General features: G+C 67.1%; 22 protein-coding genes and 1 tRNA gene. 21 read left to right on the forward strand and 2 right to left on the reverse strand.

The window, feature by feature from the left end; genetic code table 11:
- The first annotated feature begins 254 nt into the window (after positions 1 to 254).
- Positions 255 to 689: a cell wall hydrolase gene (locus tag KPL74_07085; GenBank protein ID QWT21764.1), complete on the forward strand. Its 435-nt coding sequence runs from the start codon at positions 255 to 257 to the stop codon at positions 687 to 689.
- 214 nt (positions 690 to 903) lie between these two features.
- Here KPL74_07085 and KPL74_07090 read toward each other — a convergent pair whose 3' ends face one another.
- Both KPL74_07090 and KPL74_07095 read right to left on the reverse strand, forming a co-directional pair.
- Positions 904 to 1,368: a glycine zipper 2TM domain-containing protein gene (locus KPL74_07090; protein ID QWT21765.1), complete on the reverse strand. Its 465-nt coding sequence runs from the start codon at positions 1,366 to 1,368 to the stop codon at positions 904 to 906.
- Between the two features lie 33 nt (positions 1,369 to 1,401).
- On the reverse strand, positions 1,402 to 2,010 hold the full coding sequence (locus KPL74_07095; protein ID QWT21766.1) for a glycine zipper 2TM domain-containing protein: 609 nt from the start codon (positions 2,008 to 2,010) through the stop codon (positions 1,402 to 1,404).
- A 146-nt stretch (positions 2,011 to 2,156) separates the two neighbouring features.
- Between KPL74_07095 and KPL74_07100 the strand changes: the two genes are divergently transcribed.
- The 20 genes from KPL74_07100 to KPL74_07195 all read left to right on the forward strand — a co-directional run bounded on the left by KPL74_07100 (position 2,157) and on the right by KPL74_07195 (position 19,767).
- Positions 2,157 to 2,927 carry a TatD family hydrolase gene (locus KPL74_07100; protein ID QWT21767.1) on the forward strand — a complete coding sequence of 257 codons (771 nt, stop codon included), beginning with the start codon at positions 2,157 to 2,159 and terminating at the stop codon, positions 2,925 to 2,927.
- Between the two features lie 211 nt (positions 2,928 to 3,138).
- Positions 3,139 to 3,654: a MarR family transcriptional regulator gene (locus KPL74_07105; GenBank protein QWT21768.1), complete on the forward strand. Its 516-nt coding sequence runs from the start codon at positions 3,139 to 3,141 to the stop codon at positions 3,652 to 3,654.
- Positions 3,651 to 5,111 (forward strand): efflux transporter outer membrane subunit, encoded by a 1,461-nt coding sequence (locus KPL74_07110; protein QWT21769.1) that lies wholly within the window; start codon positions 3,651 to 3,653, stop codon positions 5,109 to 5,111. The genes KPL74_07105 and KPL74_07110 overlap by 4 nt, the downstream gene beginning before the upstream one ends.
- Positions 5,108 to 6,304, forward strand: coding sequence for an efflux RND transporter periplasmic adaptor subunit (locus KPL74_07115; protein QWT21770.1), 1,197 nt, complete (start codon positions 5,108 to 5,110; stop codon positions 6,302 to 6,304). Before KPL74_07110 ends, KPL74_07115 begins: the two co-directional genes overlap by 4 nt.
- A 107-nt stretch (positions 6,305 to 6,411) precedes the next feature.
- The gene (locus KPL74_07120; protein QWT22588.1) at positions 6,412 to 7,872 is read left to right on the forward strand and encodes a DHA2 family efflux MFS transporter permease subunit; all 1,461 of its coding nucleotides are present in this window, start codon (positions 6,412 to 6,414) and stop codon (positions 7,870 to 7,872) included.
- Positions 7,873 to 7,978: 106 nt separating this feature from the next.
- On the forward strand, positions 7,979 to 8,479 hold the full coding sequence (gene phaR / locus KPL74_07125) for a polyhydroxyalkanoate synthesis repressor PhaR (GenBank protein QWT21771.1): 501 nt from the start codon (positions 7,979 to 7,981) through the stop codon (positions 8,477 to 8,479).
- 82 nt (positions 8,480 to 8,561) lie between these two features.
- Positions 8,562 to 9,929, forward strand: a complete 1,368-nt coding sequence (locus KPL74_07130; GenBank protein ID QWT21772.1) for an FAD-dependent monooxygenase — start codon at positions 8,562 to 8,564, stop codon at positions 9,927 to 9,929.
- 32 nt (positions 9,930 to 9,961) lie between these two features.
- Positions 9,962 to 10,588 carry a heme ABC exporter ATP-binding protein CcmA gene (gene ccmA, locus KPL74_07135; GenBank protein ID QWT21773.1) on the forward strand — a complete coding sequence of 209 codons (627 nt, stop codon included), beginning with the start codon at positions 9,962 to 9,964 and terminating at the stop codon, positions 10,586 to 10,588.
- Entirely contained in the window at positions 10,585 to 11,271 is a 687-nt protein-coding gene (gene ccmB, locus KPL74_07140; protein QWT21774.1) for a heme exporter protein CcmB, read from the forward strand. Before ccmA ends, ccmB begins: the two co-directional genes overlap by 4 nt.
- 63 nt (positions 11,272 to 11,334) lie before the next feature.
- Positions 11,335 to 12,102, forward strand: coding sequence for a heme ABC transporter permease (locus KPL74_07145; protein ID QWT21775.1), 768 nt, complete (start codon positions 11,335 to 11,337; stop codon positions 12,100 to 12,102).
- Positions 12,099 to 12,299, forward strand: coding sequence for a heme exporter protein CcmD (gene ccmD / locus KPL74_07150; GenBank protein ID QWT21776.1), 201 nt, complete (start codon positions 12,099 to 12,101; stop codon positions 12,297 to 12,299). The genes KPL74_07145 and ccmD overlap by 4 nt, the downstream gene beginning before the upstream one ends.
- On the forward strand, positions 12,283 to 12,750 hold the full coding sequence (gene ccmE / locus KPL74_07155; protein QWT21777.1) for a cytochrome c maturation protein CcmE: 468 nt from the start codon (positions 12,283 to 12,285) through the stop codon (positions 12,748 to 12,750). The genes ccmD and ccmE overlap by 17 nt, the downstream gene beginning before the upstream one ends.
- Entirely contained in the window at positions 12,747 to 14,711 is a 1,965-nt protein-coding gene (locus tag KPL74_07160; protein ID QWT21778.1) for a heme lyase CcmF/NrfE family subunit, read from the forward strand. The genes ccmE and KPL74_07160 overlap by 4 nt, the downstream gene beginning before the upstream one ends.
- Complete coding sequence (locus KPL74_07165) at positions 14,708 to 15,250, forward strand: DsbE family thiol:disulfide interchange protein (GenBank protein ID QWT21779.1); 543 nt, start codon at positions 14,708 to 14,710, stop codon at positions 15,248 to 15,250. Before KPL74_07160 ends, KPL74_07165 begins: the two co-directional genes overlap by 4 nt.
- Positions 15,250 to 15,690 (forward strand): cytochrome c-type biogenesis protein CcmH, encoded by a 441-nt coding sequence (locus KPL74_07170; GenBank protein QWT21780.1) that lies wholly within the window; start codon positions 15,250 to 15,252, stop codon positions 15,688 to 15,690. Before KPL74_07165 ends, KPL74_07170 begins: the two co-directional genes overlap by 1 nt.
- Complete coding sequence (locus tag KPL74_07175; protein ID QWT21781.1) at positions 15,687 to 16,355, forward strand: tetratricopeptide repeat protein; 669 nt, start codon at positions 15,687 to 15,689, stop codon at positions 16,353 to 16,355. Before KPL74_07170 ends, KPL74_07175 begins: the two co-directional genes overlap by 4 nt.
- Before the next feature lie 11 nt (positions 16,356 to 16,366).
- Positions 16,367 to 17,470, forward strand: a complete 1,104-nt coding sequence (locus tag KPL74_07180) for a homoserine O-acetyltransferase (GenBank protein ID QWT21782.1) — start codon at positions 16,367 to 16,369, stop codon at positions 17,468 to 17,470.
- 84 nt (positions 17,471 to 17,554) lie between these two features.
- On the forward strand, positions 17,555 to 18,133 hold the full coding sequence (locus KPL74_07185) for a cysteine dioxygenase family protein (GenBank protein ID QWT21783.1): 579 nt from the start codon (positions 17,555 to 17,557) through the stop codon (positions 18,131 to 18,133).
- Between the two features lie 24 nt (positions 18,134 to 18,157).
- Positions 18,158 to 18,244 (forward strand) — tRNA-Leu (locus tag KPL74_07190).
- A 239-nt stretch (positions 18,245 to 18,483) separates the two neighbouring features.
- Complete coding sequence (locus KPL74_07195; GenBank protein QWT21784.1) at positions 18,484 to 19,767, forward strand: PAS domain-containing methyl-accepting chemotaxis protein; 1,284 nt, start codon at positions 18,484 to 18,486, stop codon at positions 19,765 to 19,767.
- The last annotated feature ends 19 nt before the right edge of the window (positions 19,768 to 19,786 follow it).

Consider the following 19,786-nt stretch of genomic DNA (forward strand, 5'->3'; position numbering starts at 1 on the left):
GTAACCGACGGAGCCGCCGCCTTTCGCGATGCCGCTCCCTTTCGGTGAACCCCCTACCGGACGGCTCCGGACTGCCGCCCAGTACAGTCACAGTGTGTGACGCCCGAAGCATTCGCATAACAACGCTCTCGAAGCGGATGCCCTCGGTTGGTCCAGGTAGTAACGGCCTGCCCGCCCGTCTACCGCCCGTACGTCCCCCATGGCTCTTCCAAGACGCCGCAAGTGACGGAAAAGCTCGTTGGAGGCAGAAACACATGAAACTTTCCGCATTGCTCTGGATGGCGTCCGTCCTCCCGAGCCACCTCGCAGACCAGACGTGCCTGGCGACGACGGTGTATCTCGAAGCACGTAGCGAACCGACCATCGGCCAGTATGCCGTGGCCGAAGTTGCCCTCCGCCGGCGCGATCGCGGCATGGGTGGCAACAATGTGTGCGAGGTCGTCTCGGCGCCGCGCCAGTTTGCCATTACCACCACTCCGAAGGATTTCGAGGTGACCGACCTCGTCTCCTGGACGAAAGCCTGGAAGATCGCTGGCGATTCGTTGAACAACTGGAGCCTGCCCAAGGGCGAGCGACTTGTTTACGTACCGCAAGCCGATCACTTCGCCACGGTAGCCGTGGCGCCGACCTGGTCGGCAAGCCGCATCGTTCGCAAGATCGGCGACCACGCGTTCTACGCGGTGAACTAACCGCAAGCAAACGCGCGGGGAAAAGGAATCGGAGCGGGCAGCTTGCGATTCCCGGGAAAAGGGGCCCTCGGACGAGGGTCTTTTTTTTTGCCCAAAAAAAACCCGCCATGTGGCGGGTTTTTCTTTTGGTGCTACCAGCATCTTTCCTGCATGCCCGATCGCGCGCAGGCGCGCTCCTACAAAAATCCGTTTAGCCGCCTAGACGGCTAAACGATCAGAGGCGATACACCTGGTCGCCGCGGATCTGCACCTGGTCACCGCGACGCAGCTGCGGATCTTCCCGCTGCGTCACCGTTGCCCAACGCCCGTCATCGAGGCGGATGCGCACCTGGTAGGCAACATCCTGCCCGTTGCGCTTGCCGACCTGGTTGCCGACGACGCCACCGACCACAGCGCCACCGACGGTGGCGGCCGAGCGGCCATCGCCCTTGCCGATCGTGCTACCCAGCACGCCACCCGCCACGGCGCCGATCACGGCACCCAGCGGCGACGACTGGCGATCGGTGTAGATCTGCTGGATGTCGTCCACGACACCGCACTGCTGGCAGCGACGCGAGCCACCTTCGTAAACCACGCGATCCTCGCGAACGACTCGACGCGGCTGCTCGTAGCACGCTGTCAGGGACAGCGGCACGATCGCGGCGGCGACGAGACCAAACTTGCGGACGATGCTATGCATGGGGACGCCCTCGTGGATCATGGATCGGTGGGTTTACTGGCGAGCGTCGGAAACGACCGATACGCCTTCCTGGACTTCGACGCGGTCGCCCGGGTCATGGTCCATGCGTACCGAACGGGTCACGCCGTTGTATTCGTAGCGCACGTCGTAAGCGACGATCTTGTCGCCACTGGTGCCCGCCACGGTGTTGCACTTGCGCACCGTGCTGGTGACGGTGTTCGTCTCCTGGCGGCGCTCCTGGATCTCATGGCCTGCGTAACCGCCGCCGACCGCGCCGGCCACGGTCGCCAGCGTGCGGCCCTTGCCGCCACCGACCTGGTTGCCGAGCAGGCCACCCGCGACGGCGCCGATGGCCGTACCGGCGATCTGGTGCTGGTCCTTGACCGGTGCGCGGCGGGTCACCACTTCGTCGTGGCACTCACGCTGCGGGGCGGAAGCCGCCTGGCGTACCGGATCGACGCTGACCACGCGGCCGTACTTCGGACCGGCCGGTTCCGGCGCCGGGGCAGCCGCCACCGGGGCATTGCCCGGAGCAGCACCGTTGGCTACGTCAGCGTTGGCGTCGCGGTTGCAGGCAGTAAGGCTCAGCACCAGGGCCGCGCCCAAACCGGCGTTCAGGACGGAAATCTTCAACCTGCTCATAACCCTAATCTCCACTGGATAGTGCGACGTCCTCGCGGGGCAACTCACCCCGACAATTCGTAGGAACGTCTCGAATGACATTTGACAATCGTTAAACTGAACGACGCCTTAGACTGGCGCCTCCAGGCACAACGGCAGCAAACCGAATGGAAAAACTGATCGATACCCACGCCCACCTGGACGACAACTCGTTCGACGCCGATCGCAGCGCGATGTTCGAGCGAGCCGCCCAAGCCGGCGTCCGGCGCTGGATCGTGCCGGCCATCGATCGGGGCAACTGGGAGGCGATCGAGCGTTTGTGTGCGTCGCGTGACGGGGTATTCCCGGCCTACGGGCTGCATCCGCTGTTCCTGCCCCACCACCGTGACGAGCATCTGGCTGACCTGCCTGGCTGGCTGGACGGCAAGGGTGCCGTCGCCGTGGGTGAAATCGGGCTGGACTTCTACGTGGAGGGACTGGACCCCGATCGGCAGCGTGATTTCTTCGTGCGCCAGTTGCATATCGCGAAGGAACACGAGCTGCCCGTGATCGTGCACGCGCGCCGCGCGTTCGAGGAAACGATCCACACATTACGTCGCATCGGCGGCCTGCGCGGCGTGGTGCATAGCTTTTCCGGTAGCGAAGAGCAGGCACGCCAGCTGTTCGACATGGGCTTCCACATCGGCATCGGCGGCCCGGTGACGTACGACCGCGCGAACCGTATCCGTCGCGTCGTGGCGCAGATGCCACTCGAATGGCTGCTATTGGAAACCGATTCACCCGACCAGCCCTGCGCGAACCACCGCGGCGAACGCAACGAGCCAGCTTTCATGGTCGATGTCCTCGCGACGATCGCAACCCTCCGCAACGCCACCCCCGCCGACATCGCCCGCGCCACCACCCAGAACGCCCGCCACCTCTTCAATTTGCCCCTGTAGGAGCGCGCCCGCGCGCGATTGGCCAGGCCTCTATCTCCGATCTCCCCGCGGCACCCATGCATAGGCGCAGGAATAGGCCTGACCCAGCAGCCTCTCCGCCAAGCGTTAATTCGCGCGCAGGCGCGCTCCTACACGGACCGGTGCCACGGTTGCCTATCCACACCGATGCTTGCTACGCTAATAGTTCACCAGCGAACTATTAGCCAGCGAAATGTCCAGCCTGAAACCATGCGTCGAAGCGCTCTACGAAGGTGTCGAAAGGGTCGCCGGCCATATCAAAGGCCTGCCGAAGTGTGAAGTGCTGTTGATTCGCCTGCTCCTGCTCACCGGCGGAGCCCTCGAACGCGACGTCGAAGCCAAGCTCCGCCCCTTCGACCTCAACGACAGCGATTTCCGCACGCTGATGATGCTTTACGCCTCGGAAGACGGCAGCTCGACGCCCGGCGAGCTCTGCACGCTGGCCGAGCAGAAGCCGACCAACATGACCCGCATCACCAACCTGCTCGCCAAGCGCGGGCTGATCACGCGCTCGCATGCGACCCATGATCGTCGCCAGGTGGTGTTGACCATCACCGGCGAAGGACGCCAGTTCGTGCGCAAGCTGCTGCCACCCATGTTCCCCGAGGTCGTGTCGAAGTTCAGCTGCTTCAGCGATACGGAGCGCACCACGTTCGAACACCTGCTGAAGAAGCTCGCCCTGCATCTCGATACCGCGGACACCCCATGAACCGACTTCCGTTACGCCCCGCCCTTCTCGCGGGCGTGCTCGCCGTGGCGCTTGCCGCGTGCCACGTGCCAGCAAAGATCGACCACCCTGCCCTGCGCGACGAGGTGCCGCTGGCTGGTGTCGATGCCGGCACGCGTCCCGGCTGGCCGGCGGCACAGTGGTGGCTGGCCTATAACGATCCGCAGCTCGACCAGCTCATCGAGCTGGCGTTGCGTGGCGCGCCGGACCTGGCGCAGGCGAAGACGCGTGTCGACAGCGCGCAGCAGAACATCCGCGTCGCCGCCGCACAGGCAGGCCTGCGGGTCGATGGCAGCGCCCAGGTCACGCGGCAGCGGATGAGCGAGCACGGCTTGATCCCTGCCCAGTTCCTCGGCTTCACCTGGTACAACCAGGCCGACCTCGGCGTGCAGGTCCGCTACGACTTCGACTGGTGGGGCAAGAAGCGCTTCACGCTGGAGTCCGCGGTGAACAGCGCGCGTGCCGCCGAAGCGGAGCGTTCCGCCTCGTCGCTGGCGATCCAGGCCATGGTGGCCGACACCTACTTCGGCTGGCTGACCGACGAGGCGCGCGTCGCCGTCGCCGACCAGCTCCTGCAGGCCCGTGAACGAACCCTGCGCATCGCCGAATTGCGGGTTAAACAGGGCGTCGACGTACCCGACACCATCCAGCAGGCACGTGCCGAGCTGGCCGGTGCCCGCCAGCAAAAGACCGCCCTGCAGGGATCGGCCGACATCCGCCGCGCCTCGCTGGCGGCGCTGGTCGGCGTGTCCGTGGCCGAACTGCCGCCGTTGTCGCCGCGCGCACTTCCCGAGGTCGGCACCGGCCTGCCCGAGCACGCAGGCACGGACCTCATGGCCCGTCGTCCCGACATCGCCGCCAGTCGCTGGCAGGTGGAAGCGGCGTTGCGCCAGACCGATGCGGCGCGTGCCCAGTTCTTCCCCGACGTGAGCCTCAGCGCCATGGCGGGCCTGTCCAGCATCGACATGGACAAGGTGTTCAACGCCGACAGCCGCGTGTTTGCCCTGACCCCTGCGCTGCACCTGCCGATCTTCGAAGGTGGCGCGCTGGAAGCGAACCACGGCGTGAGCCGCGCGCAACTGGATGCCGCCGTCGCGCAATACAACGCCACCGTGGCCACTGCGGCACGCGAAGTGGCCACGCAGGCACTGGGCGCACGCCAGCTCGCCGAGCGCCGCGGCCAGCAGGACGAAGCGCTCGGCGCCGTCTCGACGCTGCTGGCCAGCGCGAAGGCGCGTGCCGCGCGCGGCGTTCGCGACGACCGCGAGTCGCTCGCGACGCAGGCCAACCTGCTGCAGCAGCAGGACAGCGCGCTCGATCTCCACGGCCAGGCCCTGTCGACCGACATCGGGCTGGTCAAGGCGCTTGGCGGCGGCTACCGCGCCGAGCTCCCCGAATCCCCTTCCACGCATAGCACCGACGGAACCCAGAGCCCATGAGCGCCACTCCCAACGACACCCCGCGCCCGGCCGAAAGCGGCAACGCGCCCAAGGACAAGCGCAAGCGCGGCAAGGCCCTGCTGATCGCCCTGGTGGTGTTCCTGCTCGCCGCGGCCGCGTGGATCCTGCTCTGGCTATTCGTGTTCTCGCAGCGCGAAACCACCGACGACGCTTATGTCGGCGGCAACCAAGTCGGCATCTCGGCACAGGTGCCGGGCATCGTGGTCGGCGTCTTCGCCGACGACACCCAGCGGGTGAATGCCGGCCAGGTGCTGGTGAAGCTCGACCCGACCGATGCCGATGTCGCCCTGCGCAAGGCCAGCAGTGCCCTGGCCCAGGCCGTGCGCCAGGTCCGCCAGCAGACCCAATCGGCGGCCAGCGCCGATGCCGCGCTCGGCGCACGCCGGCTCGACCTGAAGCGCGCGCAGGACGACCTGAAGCGACGCATCCCGCTGCTCGCCGAAAAGGCCGTGGCACCGGAAGAAGTGCAACATGCACGGGACGCGGTGGATAGCGCGCAGTCGGCGCTGGAGTCGGCGCAGCGCCAGGCCGATGCCTCGCGCGCGCTGGTCGACGGCACCGACGTCGAATCCAATCCCGCCGTGCAGCAGGCCCGTGCCAGCTACCGCCAGGCCTGGGTCGCCGCGCAGCGCAACGCCATCGTCGCGCCGATCGACGGCTACGTCGCGCAGCGCAGCGTGCAGGTGGGTAACAGCGTGCAGCCCGGCCAGCAGATGATGACCGTGGTGCCCCTGCACGACCTCTGGGTCGATGCGAACTTCAAGGAAAGCCAGCTGCGCCACGTGCGCATCGGCCAGCCGGCCACGGTCGAATCCGACATCTATGGCGGCGGCGTGGCATACCACGGCCACGTGGTCGGCCTTGGCGCCGGCACCGGCAGCGCGTTCTCGCTGCTGCCCGCGCAGAACGCCACCGGCAACTGGATCAAGGTGGTCCAGCGCGTGCCGGTGCGCATCGCGATCGACGCGAAGGACCTCGACCAGCATCCGCTGCGCATCGGCCTGTCCACCGCGGTGAAGGTCGACATCAGCGACGACAAGGGCGACGTCCTCGCGAAGTCGCCGTCCACCACGCCGGTGGCGCTGACCACGGTCTATGACGAGATCGCCGCCAAGGCCGACGCCGCGGCCGACGAGATCGTGCGCCAGAACCTGGGAGCCCGCGTGCCTTGAGCGACGCCATCGCCACCCCGGATGCCGCGCCCACGCCGGCGGGTCCCCAGCCACTGCATGGCCTGACGCTCGTCCTGTTGACGATCGCCGTCGCGTTCTCCACGTTCATGGAGATCCTCGACATGACGATCGTGAACGTGGCGGTGCCGCACATCGCCGGCAGCCTGGGCGTGAGCTCCAACGAAGGCACCTGGGCGATCAGTTCGTACGCCCTGGCCAGCGCCGTGATGCAGCCGCTGACCGGCTGGATCGCCAAGCGCTTCGGCGAGGTGAAGACCTTCTGCTTCTCGGTCGGCCTGTTCGTGGTGTTCTCGATGCTCTGCGGCCTGGCCACGAGCATGCCCATGCTGGTGCTGTTCCGCCTGCTGCAAGGCGCGGGTTCGGGCCCGATGGTGGCACTGTCGCTGTCGCTGCTGCTGGCGAGCTACCCGAAGGACAAGCAGGGCATCGCCCTGGCGATGTGGGCGATGACCGTCGTCGTCGCTCCGATCTTCGGGCCGATCCTCGGCGGTTACCTCACCGATAACTTCTCGTGGCCGTGGATCTTCTATATCAACGTGCCCGTGGGCGCGGCGGCGGGCGTGATCACCTGGAGCATCCTGCGCTCGCGCGAAACGAAGACGGTGCGCGCACCGATCGATTCGGTCGGCCTGTTCCTGCTCGTCGTCGGCGTGGGCTGCCTGCAGTTCATGCTGGACAACGGCAACGACCACGACTGGTTCGCCTCGCCGCTGATCCTCACGCTGGGCCTCATCGCCGTCGTCGCGTTGACCTTCCTCGTCATCTGGGAACTCACCGCGAAGTACCCGGTGGTGGACCTGTCGCTGTTCGCCCGGCGCAACTTCGCCGTCGGCGTCAGCGCACTGTCACTCGGCATGCTCGGTTTCTTCGGCATCACCGTGGTGTTCCCGCTGTGGCTGCAGACCACGCTCGGCTACACCGCCACGTGGGCTGGCCTGGCCACGGCACCGGTGGGCATCCTCGCGTTCCTGATGTCACCGATCATCGGCAAGAACATCCAACGCCTGGAACTGCGCGCGGTGGTGACCTTCGCCTTCATCGTGTTCGCATTCACCGCGTTCTGGTTCTCCACCTTCAACAGCGGTGCGTCGTTCGCCACGCTGGTGCTGCCACGCTTCGTCATGGGCATCGGCATCGCGTGCTTCTTCATCCCGCTGAACCAGATCTTCCTGTCGGGCCTGCGTCCGGACCAGATCGCGGGGGCGTCGGGCCTGGCCAATTTCTGCCGCACGCTGGCGTCGAGCGTCTCGACCGCGCTCACCGTCACCATCTGGCAGCATCGCGGCGAAGCACACCACGCCTCGCTGACCGAGTACGTCAACCCGGCATCGCCGGCTGCCACGGCGTATATCGACCGGCTGCAGGGCATGCACCTGCATGGCGAAGCGCAGCGCGCCGTGCTCGACCAGGTGGTCAGCCGCGAGGCGCTAACCCTGGCCGTGAACGACGTGTTCTGGCTCTGCGGGATCCTGTTCCTGGCCCTGATTCCGATCCTCTGGCTGGCGAAGCCACCGTTCGGAAATGCGGGTGGCGCGGCGGGTCATTAAATCCAAGTTACGTAAATCGATCCAAATTCACATATGGATGACGTAAACGATTACACGCCGTGAAACTAACTGGTGCGGCGCAATACCTCGTGGTAGCTTTCGCCGCATGGCACAAACCCTTCGCATCATCAAAAAGTATCCGAACCGTCGTCTGTACGACACGGAGATTTCGAGCTACATCACGCTGGAAGAAGTCCGCCAGCTGGTGCTCGACGGAGAGCATTTCGAGGTCCGCGACGCCAAGTCGGGCGAGGACCTTACCCGCTCGGTGCTCCTGCAGATCATCGCCGAGCATGAAGAGCACGGCCAGCCGATGCTGTCCTCCCAGTTGCTCTCGCACATCATCCGTTTCTACGGGGATTCGTTGCAGGGCTTCATGGGACCGTACCTGGAGCGCAGCCTGCAGGTGTTCCTCGACCAGCAGCAGCAGTTCCGCAACCAGCTCAATAACCTGATGGGCCAGACCCCCTGGTCCATGCTCAACGAGATGACCGAGCGCAACCTCGACGTGTGGAAGTCGATGCAGCGCGGGTTCCTCGACGCGGCCACCGCCAAGCCGGCTGCCGCCACCCAGGCGCCGCCGCGCGGCGGCAAGAAAGCCAGCTAAAACGCCCCGCGCTGCCCGGGCTTGCCCCGGGCAGCGTTGCGGCGCACGATGCGCTGCCCCGCAATATCGACCGGAAGGCTCCATGCCCCGCAACGACATCGCCGTGGTCGGCGCCGGACTGGTCGGCGCACTGGTCGCCACCCTCCTGACCCAGCGCGGATTCCGCGTCACCGTCTATGAAAAGCGCCCCGATCCGCGCAAGTCCGGATTCCTCGGTGGCCGCTCGATCAACCTCGCCCTGGCCGAACGCGGCCTGCATGCGCTGCGCGCCACCGGCCTCGAAGACCAGGTGCTGGCCCAGGCGGTGATGATGCGTGGGCGCATGGTCCACGACCCGGCCGGCCACAGCGGTTTGCAGCGCTACGGCGTGGACGACTCCGAGGTGATCTGGTCGGTGTCCCGCGGCGGCCTCAACACGCTGATGCTCGACGCGGCGGAAGCCGCGGGTGCCACCTTCCACTTCGACCAGGGCCTGGCCAGCGCCGACCTCGAGCGCGGCACGCTGACCCTGCACGCCGCGGACGGTAGCGAGCGCATCGTCGATGCTCCCATCGTGATCGGTGCTGATGGCGCCGGCTCCGCCCTGCGTGCGGCCATGCATCGCCATGAGCCGCTGGGCGAACGCGTCGAGGAACTCGGCCACGGTTACAAGGAACTGGAAATCCCGCCCGGCACCGATCCGGCGGCACCCTTCGCCATCGAACGCAACGCCCTGCACATCTGGCCGCGTGGCCATTACATGTGCATCGCGCTGCCCAATCGCGAAGGCAGCTTCACCGTCACCCTGTTCCTGCCGAACGACGGCGAGCACCCCAGCTTCCGCACCATCGCCAGCGCCGGTGCCGCCGAAGCGTTTTTCCGTACGGAATTCCCCGATGCGCTGGACCTGATGCCGGACTTCGCCGCGGACTGGTCGGCGCATCCGGTCGGTTCGCTGGCCACGCTGTACCTGGATCGCTGGCACATCGGCGGTCGCGCCCTGCTCATCGGCGATGCCGCGCACGCCATCGTGCCGTTCCACGGCCAGGGAATGAATTGCGGTTTCGAAGACGCCGCCGAACTGGCCGAGCGTTTCGCCGCCAGCCCGGATGACCCGGCCGGCGTGTTCGCCGCCTTCGAAGCCAGCCGCAAGCCCAATGCCGACGCGATCGCCCGCATGGCGCTGGAAAACTACGTGGAGATGCGCGACAAGGTCGCCGATCCGCAGTTCCTGCGCATGCGCGAACTGGGCGGCCTGCTCGCACAACGTTGCCCGACGCACTACCTGCCGCGCTACCGGATGGTCACCTTCACCCACCTGCCCTACGCCTACGCGCTGGAACGGGGACGCGCCCAGGACACCCTGGTCGAACAGCTACTGCGCGGCCACGACGACGTCGCCAGCGTCGACCTCGACGCCGCCGAACGCACCCTGCTGGCCACCCTCCCCCCGCTCCCCCGACCGACGTAGACATCCCCGCACGCTCCCGCAACAATCCCCCGATGCCACCAACCCCACCCCTGCTCGAAGCCCGCGCGCTCAGCTTCCTGCGCCAGGACGAAGCCGTGTTCGGACCGGTGGATTTCGCCCTGCACGACGGCGAAGTGGCCTTGGTGGAGGGCGACAACGGCAGCGGCAAGACCACCCTCATGCGCGTGCTCACCGGCATGTTGCACGCCGACGAAGGTGAGGTGCTGCTCGACGGTGCGCCGTTCAGCCTCGACACCATGGCGGGCGCGGTGGTCTTCCTCGGCCATCACCTGGGCCTGAAATTCGACCTCTCGGCGCGCGAAAACCTGGCCCTGTCGATCGGCCTGTACGGCGTGCGCGAGGGCATAGACAGCGACGCGGCCCTGGCCGAGGTCGGCCTGGCCGGTTTCGAGGACGAGCCGGTCCGCCGCCTCTCCGCCGGACAGAAAAAGCGCGCGGCGCTTGCCCGCCTCCTTCTGCTACCGGCCCGCGTCTGGCTGCTCGACGAGCCCTACGCCAACCTCGACCGCGAAGGCATCGCGCTGGTCAACCGGCTACTGCACGACCACGCCGGCCGTGGCGGCGCGGCACTGGTGACCAGCCACGGAGCCGTCAGCTTCGCCGGCGATGCGCCGCGCCGCATCCGGTTGCACGCGTGACGCCCGGTAGTACGCTCGCCGCCTGCGCCGCCCTCCTGCGCCGCGACCTGACCCTGGCCTGGCGCCGGCGCGGCGACATCGCGCTACCCGTGCTCTATGCCGTGATGGTGGCCGCCCTGTTCCCGTTCGCCCTCGGTCCCGAGCCCGCGCTGCTCGCACGGATCGCCGGCGGCGTGGTGTTCGTCACCGTACTGCTTGCCATGCTGTTGACCCTCGATGGCCTGTTCCGGCCGGACATCGACGACGGCTCGATGGAGCAGTTGATGCTCGCGCCGCAGCCGCTCGCCCTGCTCGTAGGCATGAAAATCATCGCCCACTGGGTGACCTCGGCGCTGCCGCTGATCGTCGTCGCGCCCGTGCTGGCCGGCATGCTGCACCTGCCCGGCCCGGCGATCCTCGTGCTGGTGCTGGCGCTGGGCCTGTCCACGCCGCTGCTCAGCCTGCTCGGCGCGGTGCTGGTCGCACTGACGGCCGGGGCAAAGCGCTCTGGTATGCTTCTCGCACTTATGTTGCTGCCGTTGTGCGTACCGGTGACGATCTTCGCCGCCGGTGCCGTTGCGGCCGCGCAGGAGGGCTTGCCCTGGGTTGCGCCGCTGGCGTGGCTCGGCGCGGGGCTGGCGATGGCCATCGTGCTAGCGCCACTGGCCTGCGCCGCTGCGCTGCGCATCGCGATGGACACATGAACACGCAACCGCGGACGGTCCATGGGGGACTCACCGCGATGCGAGAACCTTCGACGAGGACCGATGGCTAACTGGGTTCCCCTCTGGCTGCACCGCCTGGGATCACCGCCGATCTTCTATCGCTTCGCCGGCGCCGTGCGCCCGTGGGCGCTGGGACTGGCGATCCTGCTTGGCGTCGTCGCCCTGTACGGCGGCCTGTTCCTTGCGCCGGCCGACTACCAGCAAGGCGATGCGTACCGGATCATCTTCATCCACGTGCCGAGCGCGTGGATGAGCCTGTTCATCTACGGCGCGATGAGCCTCGCCGCCTTCATCGGCCTGGTCTGGCGGATCAAGCTCGCCGAAACGGTGGCGATGGAATCCGCACCCGTCGGCGCCGCGTTCACCGCCATCACCCTGGCCACCGGTTCGCTCTGGGGCAAGCCGATGTGGGGCACGTGGTGGACATGGGACGCGCGCCTGACCAGTGAACTGGTGCTGCTGTTCATCTACCTGGGCATCATCGGCCTTTACCACGCGTTCGAAGATCGCCGCCAGGGTGCGCGCGCCGCGTCGTTCCTCGTGCTCGTCGGCGCGGTGAACGTACCCATCGTGCACTTCTCGGTGAACTGGTGGAACACGCTGCACCAGGGTTCCACCGTGCGCCTGCTCGGCCCCTCGCACATCGATGCCAGCATGCTCTGGCCGTTGCTGACGATGATGGCCGCGACCAAGCTCTATTACGTCGCCAGCCTGTTCGCGCGCGTGCGCGCCGACCTGATCGCCTCCGAAGGCGGCAAGGCCTGGGTGCGCGACATCGCGCTGGGGCTGCCGTGGAAAGAGCGCGCATGAGCCATTTTTTCGCGATGGGCGGCTACGGCGCCTACGTGTGGACCGCGTTCGCGGTCTTCTTCTTCGTCCTTTTGATCGACACGCTGGCGCCGCTCGCCAGGCGCCGCCGCAACCTGCGCGATATCCGCGCACGCATCGCGCGCCAGGAAAACCGCCGCCGGCCCGGAACCCCAGCCAGCAATGAATCCAACGCGTAAACGCCGCCTCGCCATCGTCGTCTCGGTCATCGCCGCCGCCGCCATCGCCGTGGGCCTTACCGTGTTCGCCCTGCAGCGGAACATGAGCTACCTGTTCACGCCCAGCCAGATCCAGGAAGGCCAGGCCACGCAGTACCCGACCTTCCGCCTCGGCGGCATGGTCAAGTCCGGCTCCATCACGCGCGCCAGCGACAGCCTGAAGGTGAGCTTCATCGTCGTCGACGACGCCGGGGCGATGCCCGTGGAATACACCGGCATCCTTCCCGACCTGTTCCGCGACAACCAGTCGGTGATCGCCACGGGTCGCATGGCCGACGGTCGTTTCATCGCCAGCGAAGTGCTGGCCAAGCACGATGAAAACTACATGCCGAAGGAACTGAAGGACGCGATGGCCAAGGCGCACCAGAAGCGCAACATCGACGACACCGCGATGAAGGAGCCGCCGAAGTGATCCCCGAACTCGGCCAGTACGCCCTGATCCTCGCGCTGTTGCTGGCCGTCGTGCAGGGCGTGCTGCCGATGATCGGCGCGTGGCGCGGCAACGGCGCACTGATGGCCATTGCCCGCCCGGCCGCCGCCGGCCAGGCGATCTTCGTCTTCGCGGCGATGGGCATCCTGGTCCACGCCTTCCTCGCCTACGACTTCTCGGTCGCCTATGTCGCCGACAACTCGAACCTCGCCCTGCCCTGGTATTACCGCATCACCGCGGTCTGGGGCGCGCACGAAGGCTCGATGCTGCTATGGGTGTTCATCCTCAACGTGTGGACAGTGGCGCTGGCCGCCTTCAGCCGGCACCTGCCGCAGCCCTTCGTCGCGCGCGTGCTCGGCGTGATGGGCCTGATCGGGGTGGGTTTCCTCGCCTTCATCCTGTTCACCTCGAACCCGTTCCTGCGCGAGCTGCCGATGCCCGGCGACGGTGGCGACCTGAACCCGGTGCTGCAGGATCCCGGCATGACCTTCCACCCGCCGGTGCTCTACATGGGCTACGTCGGCTTCTCGGTGGCGTTCGCCTTCTCCATCGCCGCGCTGCTCGGTGGCGAGATGGAACAGGCCTGGGTGCGCTGGGCGCGTCCGTGGACGAACGTATCGTGGGCCTTCCTCACCATGGGCATCGTCGCGGGCAGCTGGTGGGCGTACGCCGAACTGGGCTGGGGCGGCTGGTGGTTCTGGGATCCGGTGGAAAACGCCTCGTTCATGCCCTGGCTGGTCGGCGTCGCGCTGATCCATGCCCAGGCAGTGACCGAGAAGCGTGGCTCGCTGCCGGCGTGGACGGTGCTGCTATCGCTGTTCGCCTTCTCGCTGTCGCTGCTCGGCACCTTCCTGGTCCGCTCGGGCGTGCTGACCTCGGTGCACGCGTTCGCCTCCGACCCGCGTCGTGGCCTGTATATCCTGGGCTTCCTGATCGTCGTCATCGGCGGTTCGCTGCTGCTCTATGCGGTGCGCGCGCCGAAGGTCGCCACGGGCAAGCCGTTCGCCGCGCTGTCGCGCGAGACCGGCATCATGATCGCCAACCTGCTGTTCACCACCGCCGCGGCGATGGTGCTGCTGGGCACGCTGTTCCCGTTGATCGGCGATGCACTGAACCTCGGTCGCGTCTCCGTCGGGCCGCCTTACTTCGGCTTCCTCTTCGTGCTGCTGATGGCACCGGCCGTGCTGCTGTTGCCGTTCGGTCCGTACCTGCGCTGGGGCCGGGCGGAAGGACGCCAGCTCACCGCGATGGCGTTGCGCGCCGGCATCGCCGCCGTGGTCTGCACGATCGTCGCCGCGATGTTTGCCCAAGGCCACCTGCGCGCGATCGCCGGCGTGGCAGGCGCCACCTGGGTGGCCGCCGGCACGCTGGCGTACGTCGTGAAGCGCTGGCGTGAGATGCCCTTCGGCCGCCGCTTCCCGGCGGAGATGGCCGGGATGCTGGTCGCGCATGCCGGCGTGGCCATCTTCATCATCGGCGTGATGCTGTCCGAATCGCTCAGCACCGAACGCGACGTGCGCATGGCCCCGGGCCAGGTCGAAAGCGTCGGCAGCTATCGTTTCCGCTTCGACGGCGTCCACGAGAGCACCGGCCCGAACTGGCGCGCCGACGAAGGCGTGGTCACGATCCTCAAGGGCGACGAGGTCATGGCCACCATGCACCCGCAGAAGCGCACGTATTCACGCGGCCAGGTGCAGACCGAATCGGCGATCGATCCGGGGCTGTTCCGCGACATCTATGTTGCCCTGGGCGAGCCGATGGACGGCGGCAACGTCGAAGGGGCCTGGGCATTGCGCCTGTACCACAAGCCCTTCGTGCGCTGGATCTGGCTGGGCGGCCTGTTCATGATGGCCGGCGGTTTCCTCGCCGCCGCCGAACGTCGCTTCCGCGCGAAGAAGGCACCCGCGACGGCCGGCGCCCCGGTGGTGGAGACACTCGCATGAGTCGTTTCCTTCCCTTGCTTGGCTTCGCCCTGCTCGTCGTCCTGTTCGGCTTCGGCATCTGGTGGAACACCCAGCACGACCAGCAGGAAATCGTCTCGCCGCTGATCGACAAGCCGGCGCCCGCGTTCGCCCTGCCAGTGCTCGGCGACGCCACGCGCACCGTCGACAAGCAGTCGCTGCTGGGCAAGCCGTACTTCCTCAACGTGTTCGGCAGCTGGTGCATCGAGTGCGTGCACGAACACCCGGTGCTGTCCGGCGCCGTGAAGGGGCTTGGCCTGCCGATGGTCGGCTTCAACTACAAGGACGATCCGCAGGATGCGACGGCGTGGCTGGCCGAGCACGGCAACCCGTTCGACGTGGTGATCGTCGATCGCGACGGCCGCGCCGGCATCGACTTCGGCGTGTATGGCGCGCCGGAGACCTTCCTGATCGACGGCAAGGGCGTGATCCGCCTCAAGCACGTCGGCCCGGTGACCGACGAGGTCGTCGCGAAGGAATTCCGTCCCGCGCTGGCGGCGCTGGCGAAGGAAGGCCCGTGATGCGCCGCCTCGGCCTCCTTGCCCTGCTATGCCTGTTGCCGCTGCTGGCCATCGCCCAGGCGATCCAGCCGCTGCCGTTCCGCGACCACGCCGAAGAGCTGCGCTACCAGAAGCTCAGTTCGGAGCTGCGTTGCCCGATGTGCCAGAACGAAACCCTGGCCGATTCCAACGCGCCGATCGCGCACGACTTGCGTCGGCAGATCTTCGAGATGATGCAGGCCGGCAAGAGCGACGCCGAGATCAAGACCTACCTCGTCGATCGCTATTCGGATTTCGTGCTGTACAAGCCGCCGGTCGAACCGAAAACATGGCTGCTCTGGTTCGGCCCGCTCGTCGTGCTGGCGATCGGCGGCCTGGTCGTCGCCGTGCAGGTCCGTCGCCGCGCGCGCCAGGCACCCGCCAGCGCCGCACCGCCCAGTGATACCGAGGACGACTGGTGAGCATCGTTTTTTACGTAGTCGCCGGCGCCATGCTGGTCCTGGCCCTGGCGCTCCTGCTGGTGCCGATGATTCGCCATGGGCGCAGGCACGGTCGTTCGCGCACCGTGTTCGCGATCGCGGTCGCCGTCGCTGTCGTGGTGCCGCTGGCCAGCGTGGGGATCTACGCCCTCGTCGGCACGCCGTCGACCCTGGGCGGCGTTGCTCCGCCGAAGGAGATGACGGTGGGCCAGGCGCTCGATGCCCTGCATGCGCGCCTCGCGGCCAACCCGGGCGACGTGGAGGGCTGGCTGCTGCTCGGCCAGACCTACACGATGGTGAAGCAACCGGCCGAGGCACGCAGCGCCTACGACGGTGCCCTGAAGGCCGACGCGACCAATGTCGCGGCGATGGTCGGCTGGGCCGAGGCCGATTCGCTGGTGCGCACGGACCATCGCATCGAAGGCCGCGCCGTCGCCCTGCTCGAGCAAGCCGTGGCGGCCCAACCGGATAGCCAGAAGGCCTTGTGGCTGCTCGGCATCGCGCAGTTCCAGCAGGAGCGTTTCACCGACGCCGCGGCGACGTGGCGACGCCTGCAGCCCCTGCTCGACCCGGATTCCAACGTGGCCCACGCCGTCGCCGAACAGATTACCCTTGCCGAGAAACGCGCCGCGGGCGCCGGCCAGTGAAGGAGCGCAGCATGGGCGATGCCCGCCGTTACCACGACCTGGCGTCGCCCTTCCGCATGAAGCGCGGCGGCGAACTGCACGGCGCGCGGGTCGCTTACGAGACCTGGGGCACGCTGGACGCGGTACGCGGCAATGCCATCCTCATCCTGACCGGACTCTCGCCCAGTGCGCATGCCGCGGCCAACGCGGAGGACCCCACGCCGGGCTGGTGGGACGCGATGATCGGCCCCGGCCGCGCCTTCGACACGGATCGCTACTACGTGATCTGCGTGAACTCGCTGGGTAGCGACAAGGGGTCGACCTGCCCCGCGTCCGTGGATCCGTCCACCGGCGACCCCTACCGCCTGACCTTCCCCGAGTTGTCGCTGGAAGACGTGGCCAATGCGGCGCACGAGGCCGTCACCGGCCTGGGCATTACCGAACTGGCCTGCCTCGTCGGCTGCTCGATGGGCGGCATGAGCGCCCTGGCCTACATGATCCTGCACCCCGGCGCCGCGCGAACGCATATCAGCGTCGACACCGCGCCGCAGGCACAGCCCTTCGCGATCGCCATCCGTTCGCTGCAGCGCGAAGCGATCCGGCTCGACCCGGAATGGCGCGGCGGCGCTTACGACGGCGATGCGTGGCCGGAACACGGCATGAGCATCGCGCGCAAGCTCGGCGTCATCACCTATCGCTCGGCGATGGAGTGGAAGGGCCGCTTCGCCCGCATCCGGCTCGATCCGGACGAACGCGACGGCGACCAGCCGTTCGGTTTCGAATTCCAAGTGGAGTCGTACCTCGAAGGGCATGCGCGCCGCTTCAACCGCCAGTTCGACCCGAACAGTTACCTCTACCTTTCGCGCGCCAGCGACTGGTTCGATGTCTCCGAATACGGCCAGGGCGATGTCATGCGCGGCCTGTCGCGGATCAACGTCGAACGCGCCCTGGTGATCGGCGTGAGCACCGACATCCTGTTCCCGCTGGAGCAGCAGGAGACGATCGCCAAGGGGCTCGAGGCGGCCGGGGCGGCGGTGGAGTTCGTGGCGCTGGATTCGCCGCAGGGGCACGATGCCTTCCTGGTCGACATCGAGAATTACAGTCGGGCGATCGGGACGTTTTTGCGGTCGTTGTGAGGGGATCACGGCAGCTGGGGCAGCGCGCTGGTATCATCGGAGGCAGCGTTCCGTCCCCACACGTTCCTGCACGAGGTCCCAGCCATGATCACGGTCGATTTCCAGGGTAGCCGCAAGCTCATCGATGCCATCGATGCCTCGGTCGCGCAGCCCACCACGCCCGCGATCACCGACACCCTGCGCAAGTCGCTCTGCCAGCTGATCCGCTCGCAGGAAGTGGTCCTGCCCGCCTGCGTGTTCGAAACGGCCGGCGACCACTACGCCCGCCGCGAGCTTTATCGCAGCGACGACCACGGCTACAGCGTGGTCGCCATGACCTGGGGCCCCGGCCAGGGCACCCTGATCCATGACCACAGCGGCATGTGGTGCGTCGAGGGCGTCTGGAACGGCGCGCTGGAAATCGTCCAGTACGAACTGCTCGAGCACGATGCCACCCGCTACCATTTCCGCCCGGTTGGCTCGATCGAAGCCGGTCCCGGCTCCGCCGGCAGCCTGATCCCGCCGCACGAGTACCACACCATCCGCAACCCGAGCCCCGACTCGCTTGCCGTCAGCCTGCACATCTACTCGGGCCGCATGACCCAGTGCGCCGTGTTCAACCCGGAAGGCGATGACTGGTACATGCGCACCGAACGCCAGTTAGGCCTCGACCACGTCCACTGATTCACGCATAATCGCCAGCCCCATGCCGAAATGGCGGAACCGGTAGACGCGGCGGACTCAAAATCCGTTTGTAGAGATACAGTGTGGGTTCGAGTCCCACTTTCGGCACCAGCTGCGCAAGAAGCCTCCCATCGTGGAGGCTTTTTTGTTGCCCAGCGTCACGGCGAAACCCGTTCCGGCTTCCTGACCCGGGCGGCAATGGAAGCCATGGAAGCGGCCTGACCATCATTTTTACCGTTTCGACCGTTTTTGCCTAAAGCCACCTTGGGGGCGGCCGATATGTGATCTAGATCACATTCTTGAGGCGGGGTGAGACGATGCTTGGTCGGTGGATGCGCCAACAGCGGGCCATGCGCGGGAAGCTGGCTGCCCTGGACAAGGTCCAGGCCGTGATCGAATTCAGCCCGGACGGACGCGTCGTCCACGCCAACAGCCTGTTCCTGAAGACCATGGGCTACGACCTTGCCGAGGTCGTTGGACGCCACCATCGCCAATTCGTCGATCCCGCGGAAGCCGCGTCGACGGCGTATGCCGAATTCTGGGACAACCTGCGCCAGGGCAAGGCCGACGCGGGGCTATATCGTCGCCTGCACAGGAATGGCAGCGACGTCTGGCTGCAATCCTCGTACAACCCGATCATCGACAGCCTGGGCCGGGTCTCCGGGGTGGTGAAGTACGCCACCGACGTGAGCGACCGGCGCCTCGCCGAAGCCGACATGGACGGCCGCCTGCGCGCCATCGATCGTGCCCAGGCCACCATCGAGTTTGCGCTGGACGGCACCATCCTCGACGCCAACAGCAATTTCCTTTCCGCCATGGGGTATTCGCTGGACGAGATCGCCGGTCGCCACCACCGGATGTTCGTCGACCCGAGCGAAGCCGCCTCGGATGCATACGCCGGATTCTGGGCACGGTTGCGCGAGGGTCGCCATGCCGCGGGCCTCTATCGGCGCTTCGGCCGCGGTGGCCGGATCGTCTGGATCCAGGCGACGTATAACCCGATCCTCGATGCGCAGGGCCGCCCGGTGCGGGTCATCAAGTACGCCACCGACATCACCGCGCAGACGCTGGCGGCGCAAACCCTGCAACGCGAAGTGGTTTCGCTCTCGCACGCCGTGCTGGATAACGCAAAGAAAGCCGATCGTGCCGAGGCCCTTGCCGGCGGTGCACGCGTCGCCGCCCAGCGTGGCGGTGGCGTGGTCGCCGACGTGGTGCGCACCATGGGCGCCATCCAGCAAAGCACGCGCTCGGTGGAAGACATCCTCGAACTGATCGACACCCTCGCCTTCCAGACCAACCTGCTCTCCCTCAATGCAGCGATCGAGGCGGCACGCGCGGGTGAGAGCGGCAAGGGCTTCGCAGTCGTCGCCGATGAAGTCCGCCAGCTGGCCCTGCGCAGCGGCACGGCCTCGAAACAGATCCACGCACTGATCGGCGATGCCCGCGACCGCGTCGATGAAGGCGCCGAACTCGTCGGCACGGCGGGCCTGGTGATGCAGCAGATCCTCGGCGCCGTCGACGACGTGACCGAAGTGACCGGGTCGATCGGCGAAAGTGTCCAGCTCCAGGCCTCCGGCATCGAGCGGGTGAACGCCGCGGTGACGCAGCTGGAAGAGGTCTACGGGCGGGTCTGAGGCGCCTGGCTTAGGCGGA

Source organism: Bacillus sp. NP157 (assembly GCA_018889975.1).
In the GTDB taxonomy this organism is placed as follows: domain Bacteria; phylum Pseudomonadota; class Gammaproteobacteria; order Xanthomonadales; family Rhodanobacteraceae; genus Luteibacter.

What these genes read in the sequence shown, in the direction of transcription:
- KPL74_07085 (QWT21764.1), top strand. Translation starts at nt 255, where the DNA reads ATGAAACTTTCCGCATTGCTCTGGATGGCGTCCGTCCTCCCGAGCCAC.
- KPL74_07090 (QWT21765.1), bottom strand. Translation starts at nt 1,368, where the DNA reads ATGCATAGCATCGTCCGCAAGTTTGGTCTCGTCGCCGCCGCGATCGTG.
- KPL74_07095 (QWT21766.1), bottom strand. Translation starts at nt 2,010, where the DNA reads ATGAGCAGGTTGAAGATTTCCGTCCTGAACGCCGGTTTGGGCGCGGCC.
- KPL74_07100 (QWT21767.1), top strand. Translation starts at nt 2,157, where the DNA reads ATGGAAAAACTGATCGATACCCACGCCCACCTGGACGACAACTCGTTC.
- KPL74_07105 (QWT21768.1), top strand. Translation starts at nt 3,139, where the DNA reads ATGTCCAGCCTGAAACCATGCGTCGAAGCGCTCTACGAAGGTGTCGAA.
- KPL74_07110 (QWT21769.1), top strand. Translation starts at nt 3,651, where the DNA reads ATGAACCGACTTCCGTTACGCCCCGCCCTTCTCGCGGGCGTGCTCGCC.
- KPL74_07115 (QWT21770.1), top strand. Translation starts at nt 5,108, where the DNA reads ATGAGCGCCACTCCCAACGACACCCCGCGCCCGGCCGAAAGCGGCAAC.
- KPL74_07120 (QWT22588.1), top strand. Translation starts at nt 6,412, where the DNA reads ATGGAGATCCTCGACATGACGATCGTGAACGTGGCGGTGCCGCACATC.
- phaR (QWT21771.1), top strand. Translation starts at nt 7,979, where the DNA reads ATGGCACAAACCCTTCGCATCATCAAAAAGTATCCGAACCGTCGTCTG.
- KPL74_07130 (QWT21772.1), top strand. Translation starts at nt 8,562, where the DNA reads ATGCCCCGCAACGACATCGCCGTGGTCGGCGCCGGACTGGTCGGCGCA.
- ccmA (QWT21773.1), top strand. Translation starts at nt 9,962, where the DNA reads ATGCCACCAACCCCACCCCTGCTCGAAGCCCGCGCGCTCAGCTTCCTG.
- KPL74_07145 (QWT21775.1), top strand. Translation starts at nt 11,335, where the DNA reads ATGGCTAACTGGGTTCCCCTCTGGCTGCACCGCCTGGGATCACCGCCG.
- ccmD (QWT21776.1), top strand. Translation starts at nt 12,099, where the DNA reads ATGAGCCATTTTTTCGCGATGGGCGGCTACGGCGCCTACGTGTGGACC.
- ccmE (QWT21777.1), top strand. Translation starts at nt 12,283, where the DNA reads ATGAATCCAACGCGTAAACGCCGCCTCGCCATCGTCGTCTCGGTCATC.
- KPL74_07165 (QWT21779.1), top strand. Translation starts at nt 14,708, where the DNA reads ATGAGTCGTTTCCTTCCCTTGCTTGGCTTCGCCCTGCTCGTCGTCCTG.
- KPL74_07170 (QWT21780.1), top strand. Translation starts at nt 15,250, where the DNA reads ATGCGCCGCCTCGGCCTCCTTGCCCTGCTATGCCTGTTGCCGCTGCTG.
- KPL74_07180 (QWT21782.1), top strand. Translation starts at nt 16,367, where the DNA reads ATGGGCGATGCCCGCCGTTACCACGACCTGGCGTCGCCCTTCCGCATG.
- KPL74_07185 (QWT21783.1), top strand. Translation starts at nt 17,555, where the DNA reads ATGATCACGGTCGATTTCCAGGGTAGCCGCAAGCTCATCGATGCCATC.
- KPL74_07195 (QWT21784.1), top strand. Translation starts at nt 18,484, where the DNA reads ATGCGCGGGAAGCTGGCTGCCCTGGACAAGGTCCAGGCCGTGATCGAA.